Origin of the sequence: Sutcliffiella horikoshii, assembly GCF_008180725.1 — a bacterium.
GTDB classification, from domain to species: domain Bacteria; phylum Bacillota; class Bacilli; order Bacillales; family Bacillaceae_I; genus Sutcliffiella_A; species Sutcliffiella_A horikoshii_B.
Genome location: NZ_VTEV01000006.1, coordinates 133,209 through 143,062 on the forward strand (window position 1 = coordinate 133,209; position 9,854 = coordinate 143,062).

Annotated in this window: 19 protein-coding genes; 18 read left to right on the forward strand and 1 reads right to left on the reverse strand. The window is 39.0% G+C overall.

Features of this window, described 5'->3' with window-relative positions:
- Positions 1–44: 44 nt before the first annotated feature.
- From FZC76_RS15965 to FZC76_RS15975, 4 genes are read left to right on the forward strand one after another with little or no spacing between them, the layout of a single operon-like run.
- Positions 45–227 (forward strand): helix-turn-helix domain-containing protein, encoded by a 183-nt coding sequence (locus FZC76_RS15965; RefSeq protein WP_148989164.1) that lies wholly within the window; start codon positions 45–47, stop codon positions 225–227.
- A gap of 14 nt (positions 228–241) precedes the next feature.
- Positions 242–511: a group-specific protein gene (locus FZC76_RS15970; RefSeq protein WP_148989165.1), complete on the forward strand. Its 270-nt coding sequence runs from the start codon at positions 242–244 to the stop codon at positions 509–511.
- A 10-nt stretch (positions 512–521) separates the two neighbouring features.
- On the forward strand, positions 522–659 hold the full coding sequence (locus tag FZC76_RS23150) for a hypothetical protein (RefSeq protein ID WP_187442102.1): 138 nt from the start codon (positions 522–524) through the stop codon (positions 657–659).
- Positions 660–669: 10 nt separating this feature from the next.
- Positions 670–963 (forward strand): hypothetical protein, encoded by a 294-nt coding sequence (locus FZC76_RS15975; protein WP_148989166.1) that lies wholly within the window; start codon positions 670–672, stop codon positions 961–963.
- Here the strand turns inward: FZC76_RS15975 and FZC76_RS15980 are convergent.
- Positions 953–1,468 (reverse strand): hypothetical protein, encoded by a 516-nt coding sequence (locus tag FZC76_RS15980; protein WP_148989167.1) that lies wholly within the window; start codon positions 1,466–1,468, stop codon positions 953–955. The two genes, FZC76_RS15975 and FZC76_RS15980, sit on opposite strands and share 11 nt — an antisense overlap.
- 117 nt (positions 1,469–1,585) lie before the next feature.
- On the opposite strand from FZC76_RS15980, the gene FZC76_RS15985 reads away from it, so the two are divergent.
- The 14 genes from FZC76_RS15985 (at position 1,586) to FZC76_RS16040 (ending at position 9,806) form a co-directional block, all read left to right on the forward strand.
- The gene (locus FZC76_RS15985; RefSeq protein WP_148989168.1) at positions 1,586–1,807 is read left to right on the forward strand and encodes a hypothetical protein; all 222 of its coding nucleotides are present in this window, start codon (positions 1,586–1,588) and stop codon (positions 1,805–1,807) included.
- On the forward strand, positions 1,804–1,971 hold the full coding sequence (locus tag FZC76_RS23155) for a hypothetical protein (protein ID WP_187442103.1): 168 nt from the start codon (positions 1,804–1,806) through the stop codon (positions 1,969–1,971). Before FZC76_RS15985 ends, FZC76_RS23155 begins: the two co-directional genes overlap by 4 nt.
- Positions 1,972–2,189: 218 nt before the next feature.
- On the forward strand, positions 2,190–2,978 hold the full coding sequence (locus FZC76_RS15990) for an antA/AntB antirepressor family protein (RefSeq protein ID WP_148989169.1): 789 nt from the start codon (positions 2,190–2,192) through the stop codon (positions 2,976–2,978).
- Entirely contained in the window at positions 2,975–3,262 is a 288-nt protein-coding gene (locus FZC76_RS15995) for a hypothetical protein (protein ID WP_148989170.1), read from the forward strand. Before FZC76_RS15990 ends, FZC76_RS15995 begins: the two co-directional genes overlap by 4 nt.
- Positions 3,252–3,392 (forward strand): hypothetical protein, encoded by a 141-nt coding sequence (locus FZC76_RS23160; protein WP_187442104.1) that lies wholly within the window; start codon positions 3,252–3,254, stop codon positions 3,390–3,392. Before FZC76_RS15995 ends, FZC76_RS23160 begins: the two co-directional genes overlap by 11 nt.
- A gap of 201 nt (positions 3,393–3,593) precedes the next feature.
- Positions 3,594–3,791 (forward strand): YqaI family protein, encoded by a 198-nt coding sequence (locus tag FZC76_RS16000; protein WP_148989171.1) that lies wholly within the window; start codon positions 3,594–3,596, stop codon positions 3,789–3,791.
- A 99-nt stretch (positions 3,792–3,890) separates the two neighbouring features.
- Positions 3,891–5,426, forward strand: coding sequence for an AAA family ATPase (locus FZC76_RS16005; protein ID WP_148989172.1), 1,536 nt, complete (start codon positions 3,891–3,893; stop codon positions 5,424–5,426).
- Complete coding sequence (locus tag FZC76_RS16010) at positions 5,410–5,862, forward strand: hypothetical protein (protein WP_148989173.1); 453 nt, start codon at positions 5,410–5,412, stop codon at positions 5,860–5,862. Before FZC76_RS16005 ends, FZC76_RS16010 begins: the two co-directional genes overlap by 17 nt.
- Positions 5,862–6,122, forward strand: coding sequence for a hypothetical protein (locus FZC76_RS16015; protein ID WP_148989174.1), 261 nt, complete (start codon positions 5,862–5,864; stop codon positions 6,120–6,122). The genes FZC76_RS16010 and FZC76_RS16015 overlap by 1 nt, the downstream gene beginning before the upstream one ends.
- Complete coding sequence (locus FZC76_RS16020) at positions 6,115–7,017, forward strand: RecT family recombinase (protein ID WP_148989175.1); 903 nt, start codon at positions 6,115–6,117, stop codon at positions 7,015–7,017. Before FZC76_RS16015 ends, FZC76_RS16020 begins: the two co-directional genes overlap by 8 nt.
- Before the next feature lie 200 nt (positions 7,018–7,217).
- On the forward strand, positions 7,218–7,994 hold the full coding sequence (locus FZC76_RS16025) for a replication protein (protein WP_262372680.1): 777 nt from the start codon (positions 7,218–7,220) through the stop codon (positions 7,992–7,994).
- Positions 7,987–8,286 carry a replicative helicase loader/inhibitor gene (locus FZC76_RS16030; RefSeq protein ID WP_148989177.1) on the forward strand — a complete coding sequence of 100 codons (300 nt, stop codon included), beginning with the start codon at positions 7,987–7,989 and terminating at the stop codon, positions 8,284–8,286. The genes FZC76_RS16025 and FZC76_RS16030 overlap by 8 nt, the downstream gene beginning before the upstream one ends.
- Complete coding sequence (gene dnaB, locus FZC76_RS16035) at positions 8,279–9,580, forward strand: replicative DNA helicase (protein ID WP_187442106.1); 1,302 nt, start codon at positions 8,279–8,281, stop codon at positions 9,578–9,580. Before FZC76_RS16030 ends, dnaB begins: the two co-directional genes overlap by 8 nt.
- Entirely contained in the window at positions 9,555–9,806 is a 252-nt protein-coding gene (locus FZC76_RS16040; RefSeq protein WP_262372659.1) for a hypothetical protein, read from the forward strand. Before dnaB ends, FZC76_RS16040 begins: the two co-directional genes overlap by 26 nt.
- Positions 9,807–9,854 lie beyond the last annotated feature (48 nt).

The following is a 9,854-nucleotide window of genomic DNA, read 5'->3' on the forward strand; positions in this document are numbered from 1 at the left end:
TTTACTAGAAAAAGATGGGAGTGAGAAGAAAGGAGAACTACAACATGACAGAAGAATTAGGAGCAAAAGTTCGTTCTGAACTATTCAAACGAAAAATGAGACAAAAGCAATTAGCGGATTTACTTGGGATTTCAAATGCATACCTATCAGACATTATTAATGGTCGTAAGGATGGCCCAAAGGCTCAGGAACATGTAAAGCATATTCGTAAGATTTTATCTATCTAAGGAGGGGGGAACAGTTGATTAATGTTCAGATAAATGAACAAGAAGTAAGACAACTATATTTTCAGAAGCTAGAAGAAAAAATGATGGAAATCGATGCAGAACTTATTTTCTGGGATAGCAAAGAACTCATGAGAAGAACCTGCTTGTCTTGGAATAACATACAAGAAAAATTCTTTTATGATCCTCGCTTCCCAAAACATAAAGTTGGCCAGAAATGGATGTTCCCTGCGAAACAAACAAGGGACTTCTTACTAACCTGGCTTTCCGAACAACCAACCAATTAGGAGGATGTATATGACTGATAAACAAAAAGATGCCCCGGTGGCAGCCGAGGCATTAAACAATCATATTCCTTGTAAAGCGTGCCTGAAGTTAATTGTTAAAACAGATAATTATTGCAGTTGGTGTGGAATAACTAACCAACCAAATTAGGAGGATTAATATGACTCATAAACAAAAAGACGCCACGGTGGCAGCCGAGGCATCTTACGAAAATAAACTAGAAAAATTTTTACCTACATCACAAGAAATGGAGAACATGAACCTTTCTCAATTTGAAGAATGGGTTGACATTGCTATTCTCAAGATTCCTGAAAGAGAAATTTCAAGAAATCCGTTACTCCATTTGCAAAAACAAATTGTTCGAACTTTAGAGGATACTTTATCCACAGAACAACAAAAAGAAACAAAAGTTTATGAAAGTATCAAGTTGTATTACAAGATTACTAATCGTTGATTTCAACTATTGAAATTAATTTAATCAACTCATCTTTCAAATAAATAAAAGGTAGTTCTAGAGTATTATCAATTTTCCTTGCGTTATGAAGATACGGGAAAATTGAGGAATCTTCATTATCCACCTCTGACGAACTAAGTAGCCAAAGCAAGGTATCAAAAAGTAATGGTAAATCGCTTATTGACTTAAAAGGATTACTAAAATAATGATAACCTTCACTTCCTTTTGTAGCCTCAGTATAAGCTTTCCATATCTTAGAGAGTGTAGGTACAGCATTAGATCCTGTGACCGAAAAATTATTAACTTCAACGTCACCAGCGTTGTCAATGTAATACTGAAAGACTTTTGAACCTTCCATTCTTACAAAATCGCCATACCAGTAAGAATCATTAATTTCTACCACGAGTTTCAAGTTCTTTTTGTATAACAATGGGTAATCACTATTTAATGTTATACGTTTCAATATAAAGTCTATTGATTGCAGTTGTTGTATTGATAGATTCATTTCTATCACCTCCTCCCCAAGAAAATTATACCAAAAGGGGGAGACAAGGAGGGAAATGTTTTCAAGATACTGGATTTTATCATTTTAGAAATTGGATATCCAAAGGAGGGAATAACGATGCCAGTGAAACCTAAAGAAGTGGAAGAAGTTAGTTTTAATCAATTATTTAGAAATGAGTTTCAATCACTCTCCACCGAAGAACAAAGCTCTGTTGCTGCTTACATCATTGGTGTAATGGAAAGCATGTTCGATTATCGAGGAGAGAAAAGCATATCAAAGGAAAATTTACATCATTGGTTTGAAAAAGCAATTGCTCACTCTAAGAGGAATCGATTATGAACAATCATTTAGTTTTAATGATCCGACAGCTGCAGAACCAACTAGTGGACCTCTACTCCGGAATTAATTCTGGGGACAGCGATTTGGAACAAGTAAAGCTAGAACTAGAAACAATGATTCTATCGATTGATCGCAATAACCCTGCATATGATTTTGAAGAATGAGCGTCAAAGTGCTTATTATGCTTTTACTGGTTGCATCCACAGGGACACTGGGACTTACTTATCTCATATATAAGGTTGATAGACAGGGCTAACCACCCTACTTTTTTTACCCTTCGTGGCGAAAATTGTAAGTTCTTAGTGGAGAACAGAGTCGGAATTTATAAGAAACAATTAATCTTGTCGCTTTACGAAAAGAGAATGTCGAGAGGAGAGGGATTATGGATAACTTGAAAGTGATTGTTAACGAGTTTTTTCCGGTGTATGAGAGTGATACTGGTGCGCGATTAGTAAATGCTAGAGATCTTCACACTCAGCTAGTAGTAGGGAAGGATTTTACAAATTGGATTAAAGGCAGAATTGAGAAATATGGCTTTGTTGATAAAGAAGACTATTTTCTAACGGTCATCAAAACTGGCGAGCGTAAAAATGTTCTCAAACATGAGTATTGGATAAGGCTAGATACGGCCAAAGAATTAGCCATGGTCCAGAACAACGAAATGGGTCGAGCCATCAGGAAGTATTTTATCGAAGTAGAAAAACGTTTTAAAGAATCTCAACCTAAGACACAAGCAGAAATGCTCCTGCAGTATGCAGAGCAAATGGTGAGAAATGAACGAGAGAACGCAGAACGAGATCAGAAAATCCGACAGCTAGAAACAGGCGTTGAAACCCTAGCACAAAATTTAACCGCGGTGCCTGACCATCGGAAAGTGATAGACAATGTGAATGAATATGCCAGGTGGACAAGGGTTGGTCATAACGAAGTATACAACAGCATTTACTCCATCTTAAAAGCTCAGCACGGCATCGATGTAAAAGCGAGAGTGGAGAACGAAAGACGCAAGCTTAACGCTGAATACTATCAACGGACCGGAAAGCTTTATGCAGAATCAACTCTCAAGCAAAAGGTGAATGGTATAGACGTTATGGTCCGCATGTCCTGGCTGGACAAATTCAATCAGATCCTTGCCGGGTTCCTAACGAAAGCGAAGGTGCCAACAACATGAACTTACATACAAAGGTGCACCCAAACGATTTAAGACAGGCTATCAATTTATATGAATGTTGTTTCAGCTGCTTGAACAGAGCTCGAATGGAAATGTATCGAGAGAACCTGGACGAAAGTGAACGATGGATGATTGAATTCCAGCGATGTAAAAAAGAACTGGATCAACTGATGGAAAAAAAGAATTTGAAAGACCGTATGGAGAAATTGGTTAAGGATATGCAAGAACAAGGTTATAAGGTTGAAATCCAAGTATGGAAAGGGAGAAGTGAATATGCAAATTAGTAAAGAGCTTTTGAATTATGTAGCCGATGGGGATGCTCATATCAAATTGGAGGCAGTCAAGCATTCTACGAATCTACGGGAGATAGTAACAGTCGGGTATATGGTGGACCACTATAAAAAAGAGGATTAAAAAATGAGCAGCTAGTGCGTCCAACACTTTAACAGCTGCTCGGGAATAAAGGAATGTGTTTATCCTAGCATAAAATTTATGCTCCGGCAATTTCTGATGTGCCGGGCTGAGTATGAGGTCTTTGTTCCCCCCTTTTCAAAGCCTTCCTTGTACTTGGCCCGGTGCACCAGAAGCACCAATCGCATAGGAAGGAGGTTAAGGATGGAACATCCGACAGTAACAAAATTGCAGAAAGAAGGACTTCCAGAAAGCAAGATTTATGGTACCGATGCTTGTGGGGATGAAGTATTTGAAGGAGATTACATCCTAGAGCATGAGGGCGAAATAATCCTAGAGTGCAATGCGTTGGATTACCTAGTGGACATTCTAGGAGCAGAAAGAAAGACGGCGGGAAAATAAAAGATCCGTGCTGGAACACGGATCCACTAAAGGGGGTTGAACCTAGTAGGTTAACCCCATGATATCGAGTTTATGCCTAAAAATCAATGGGAGGTAAGTATGAAACAAGTAACATTTATCAAATTAGAATTAACTAATTTTAAAAACCATGCCTCATTAAAGGTGAAATTCAGCGACATCACAAACATTCGTGGAAAGAATGGAGCAGGTAAATCTTCTATAGGTGATGCCATTACCTGGTGCCTGTATGGGAAGGATGTAATGGGCTCTAAATTAGAGCCGCAGCCAATTGGAACGGATTTAGAAACGAAAGTGGAATTGCTCCTGCAAGTAGATGGTAAGCAATACCTCTTAGGTCGTAGCCAAAAGAAAACGGCCAAGTATTACATTAACGAAGTTCCAGAGAAAGCGACTGTTTTTAAAGAGTTTATGGATTCTATATTGGATGAGAAAGTGCTCTTCTCTTTATTCACACCAAGCTTCTTTCCTTCCCAAAAGTGGACAGAGCAACGCGAACAGTTGCTCCAATACATCAGCGAACCATTGAACAAAGAAGTATTAGCCGGGATGACGGAGGTCGAGAGAGAAACGCTTGAGGAAAGTTTAAAAAAGCATTCATTAGATGACTTGGAAAAGCTGAATAAAGATAAAAAGCGTCAACTAGATGTTACCTATGAGCGAGCAGCTGAACGTTACCTCACCTTGAAAGAGCAATTAGAACAAGTATCTGCTGAAAACGTAGATGTGGCAGCCATTCAAAAAGAATTGGCTCCTTTAAATTCTAAAAGAACTGAGATAGAAGAGGAAATCGACACTATTTATCAAAGAAAAAGTGCCCGTGGGCGCATTGAACATCAAATAGAATCCTTGGAAGAACGTATTGAAAGACAAAAATCTGTTGTACAAGGTATTAAAAGTGAAGAAATTCAGGAAGCATGCCAAACATGCGGCCAAGCCCTTGATGAAAAGTCCATCAGCCAAGTGAAAGAAAATAGACAGGCTCGATTTGATAAAGAAGTTTCAACCGGAAAAGAGTTAATAGAAAAATTAAATGTATTGAAAGAATCACTCGGAGCTATGCCGGCCCCAGAAGATATAGACCGTACAGAACTTAACGAAATAGACGAGAAGATTGTGAGTTTACAAGTAAAGCTGAATGTTGTTGGCAGAGTGGAGCAACTTAAACAGGATGTATTGGCTGCTGAATCCCATAAAGAAAAACTTCGTAAGGATCGAAACACATCTATCAGCATTCTGGATGCCATTAAATCATTCCGGTCTGTCCGTTCGGAGCTGATGGTGAACAAAGTAGATGCACTCTTTACCAAGATTTCTGTGAAGCTTTATGAACAACTTAAGAATGGTGAGGAAAAGGCAACATTTGAAATCGAAATGGACAGCAAACCATACAGCAAGCTCTCTACCGCAGAGAAGATAATAGCAGGGTTGGAACTTATAGAGGTCCTATCCAGCCAGTCGCAAGTAATTGCACCGTGCTTTGTGGATAATGCTGAGTCTATTCTCCACTTCACCTCTCCTCCTGGCCAGCTGATCGTTGCGAGAGTGGTAGATGAAGAGTTTAGTATAAATACAGTTTCTTTGAAGGGAGAATCTTCAGTTGACTCACATAACTAATCAGCACTTGCAATTTGTAGAAAAAGCAAAAGATGCATTTCAAAATAACCCAGTATTGGAAACGTACAGAGATCATCCGACAAGTGAAATGATTGCCCTTCGAATGGGAGCTGACAGGGATTGTGTTCATGTTTTTGAACTAGGTAACGAGGTTGCTAACTTTGTTCAACAAATGGATCCGCAACCTGGGCCCAGAAAAGAAGTAAGAGAGTTTGCTCAAGCAATGGAATTGATGCTTGCTTCGAACGAACATAAAGGACACTGGCGTAGAGAACATCAAGAGTATCTTCTTAGAGAGCTCGGGAAGAACGCTGTGCAGTTAGAAAAAGAGCTTAAAAAAGAAGATCATGACAAGTATGAAATCACACTAAGATGTGCAAATATGGCTAACTTCGCCATGATGATTTCGGATAACTATGGAGGTGGCAAGTTGTAATGGGGAAAGAGACGAAGGTTTTGATTAATCGTGTGAAGGTGTATTACTCAGTACATGTTGGTAAGTTCTTTCTGACCGGTGGGGATAGAAAAAGAGGAGATTTCTTTCTCTCTTCAAATCCTGAAAGAGAAAGGGCTCATAAATTCTACGATGAGAAAGATGCAAAGGAATTTGCAAAGGAACTAAAGGGGACCATCATAAAACACACGATTCATGAATTAACAACTGAACTAATTGAGGAGGTAACTATTAATGAGTAACCAATTGGCAGCCATCAACACAAAGGAATTTGAAAACTACTTTACCCAGAAAGAATTGGAGGTAGTAGTCAACAGTATTGCTAAGAACGCCACCAACGAGGAGCTTGCTCTCTTCATTCAAATCTGCAAACACAACGGTCTGGATCCATTTAAGAATCATATTTACTTTATCAAATACGGAAATCAAATGAGCATTCAGGTGTCCGTGGAAGGAATTCAATATCTGGCACAGCAGCGTGATGATTATAAAGGTGTTACTACTCAACTGGTCCATGAGAACGATGAGTTTGAAGTGGAGATTGATTCTGAAACGCAAGAACTTAAAATCACCAAGCACTCTATTAAATTTCCTCGAGGGAAAGTAGCTGCAGCCTACGCCATTGCCCGCAGAGAAGGTTATCCGGATAAAGTAATTATCATTGAATCCGAAGAGGTGGAACACTTACGGAACAAGCAAGGTAGCCAGTGGAAAACATACTACAATGACATGTTCAAAAAGCATGCACTGAAACGAGCTCTTAAACTACAGTTCGGGATTGAAGTAGATGACGATCAGACTCAGCAAGAGTCTTATGATCCATACGAACCGCGTCAAAGGGTTGATATTACACCTGAGACAAAGGGTGTTGACACTGGTGACAATGTGATTGATCCGGAAGAGGAGCTTGCGAAAGTTTGGGCTGAAATTCAGAAAAAGACCAAAGAACGTGGTGTTTCCAAGACCGATTTGAACAAATTCGTCCAGGAGAAGTTTGAAAAGAAAGGCAAGGAACTAACACTGCAGGAAACAGTTGCCCTTAATAAGTTGATAGATTTTAGTTTTCCTAAACAAGAAGAAAAGCAGGATGCAGAAGCTATGAGCTTTGACGATTTTGAGGGAATGACGCTGGAATAAGATGGACAAGCAGGTGCAGATTCCATACACCTACAAATGGTTAGCAGCCGGGGACAAGAATCTTTATGTCAGATACATAAAGGGCTACATGAATCTCTATCACCCCAGGCTGTACCCAATGAAAATCATACCTAGAGGTAGTAACTTGTCAGACATTGTAGTTTGCATCAAAAAGTAAGGAGGTGTTGGGCTTGGCGAATGTGCAACTAGAAAACGGATTTACAAGAATAGCAAACGATATATTCGAGCAGATGGCAAAAACAAAGCTAAGCCCAATACAGTATAGAATACTTTTTGTCATCTGGAGATACACATATGGATTTAACAGAAAAGAGCATGAATTTTCATTAAGCTTTATAGGAACTGCAACAGAGTATGATCAAAGACAATTGCAAAGAGAATTAGTAAAGCTAGAGCAAAGAAAGATAATCGTTCAAAAAGTTAAAAGAGGAAAACCCAGGATTATAAGCTTCAACAAAAATCATGATGAATGGCTCGATAATGAAACTATTGGTAGTTCTACCATTGGTAATTCTACCAAAGGTACTATTGGTAAAGTTACCAAAGGCACTATTGGTAGTTCTACCAAAGAAGAAAGAAAGAACTTAAAGAAAAATATAAAGAAAAATAATAAAGAGGAGGAGGTAAGCATCTTGGAAAAAATAATTGATTTACTTCAAATTAGTGGAATAGTACCTCCCAGAAAAATAAATAGGTTTCTAAGGGAAGATATTGAAGATGTTATAGAAAACTTTGGTTTTGAAACACCAATAGAAGTTATTGAGGAAGCCATTAAAGACGCCGCAAGAGGAAACGGGGAAACATGGAAGTTTGTATATAACAAATTAAACACCTGGAGGAAGAGTGGAGTAAAAACTCTAGCTGACTTAGATCACCTTCAAGAAAATAAGAAAGTGCAACATAAAGCTAGTAACGTGGATTATGATTCCTTAGCAAAGGAGTTTGAGAATGAATAAGAAAGAAGTCTTAGATATTATTCAACTTATTGAAAAGATGTATAACAATCCTTTCACAAAAAATGTTATACCGTCCGAACAAAATAATAAGATTAAGACCATTGTCGAAGCCTGGCATGAATTCCTTGAAAACCAAGACTTTAACCAAGTACGAGCAAAAGTTAAAAAACATATTTTCACTAGCAAGTTCCCACCTACTATTGCTGACATATATGAAGAACCCTCCGATTCCAAAGTAAATCATGAACACTTGGAATATATGAGAAAGTTACGGAGTGGATCGCGTGATTAATAACTACGAAGCAGAATGTGCCCTACTAGGCTGCATACTCATTGATAACAGCATATTGAACGAATTAGTAACGAAACCTGAACACTTCCAGCACTATCAAAATAAAGAATTGTTTACTGCCATGAGGAAGATAGCAGAAAAGGATGAACCGATTAATGCCATAACAATCATCGAATTGATTGGACGGAACAACCTTTCTCGATTAGGTGGAACGGGTCATCTTTCCCTCTTAAAAGAAAGTGTCCCTTCTATCCATGCCTTCCGGAATTATGAAGCAGCTGTCATTGATGCCTGGAAGAAACAAAATATCCACAACATCTTAAAGCCGATTGTGGATAAACAGGAATTTGACTCAAATGACATTCAGAAGATGATTAAACAGCTGAACGACATTGATAAAACAGGCACTAAGGAAAAATTCGACCTTAAAGAGCACCTTGTTCAAATGTATGAACTGCCACTCATCAAGAAGGAAAAAGGCTATTCCGGAATCCCGAGTGGTTTCCAAGACCTCGATGACATGACAGACGGCTTTCAGGATGAAGACAGTATTATCATCGGAGCAAGACCTTCCATGGGTAAGACAGCCCTCATATTGAACATCGCAGCCAATGCAGGATTTAAAGGAGCCATACCAGTCATCTTCTCCCTAGAAATGAGCGCGGAAAGCCTGATTAAGCGCATGTTATGCCTCTTAGGTGGAATAGAAGGAATCAAAGCCAGGAACCCATACCACTATTTTGATGACAAGGATCATGAGAATTGGGTTGCTGCCATTGGGTTGTTGGAACGGATCAACATGCAGATATTTGATAAGCCTGGTCAGACGGTGAATGAAATGCGTGCTCAAATACGAGACTTTAAACGGGAGAATCCGGATAAAAAGGTTCTGGTGATGATTGACTATCTCACCTTAATCAAGCCGGAAGAAAGCCACAATGGGAACGCTCACCTTCAGGTATCAGAAATAAGTGCTGCATTAAAAGGGATGGCCAAAGAGTTTAAGTGTCCTGTCCTTACGCTGGCTCAATTGTCTCGAGGGGTAGAGCAAAGAGCTAACAAAAGACCGGTAATGTCCGACTTACGAGAAAGTGGAAGCATTGAACAGGATGCGGACGTAATTGGATTCCTTTATCGGGATGAATATTACAATGCTGATTCCGAAAAGAAGAGCATTTTAGAAATTGATATTGCCAAACAACGTAATGGTCCAACAGGAAAAGTGGACATTTTCTATAACAAAAAGACACAAAGAATGCGGGATTTACATGACCGACACGCAAACGCAAATTAGAGATTGGTATCTGGATGCTGTTGATTACAACCAGGAGCCTCTTTTATTACTTCTTGATTTCCTCATCTACGAAAAAAAGGTTCTAATCTTCGATGATCCGGAAGAAAAGTTGCACTTCTACTTCCAAGATAAATTTCGAGGGAAAATGAACAGGCATCTTGCCCAATACAAAGCCAAATTAGAGGAGGAAGCCAGTGGAACTAAGGAGACAAGTAATGCTTCATGAACTCTCCTTGAAGGGGATACACGAGGCCAGGGACGGGAGACTTCTAAG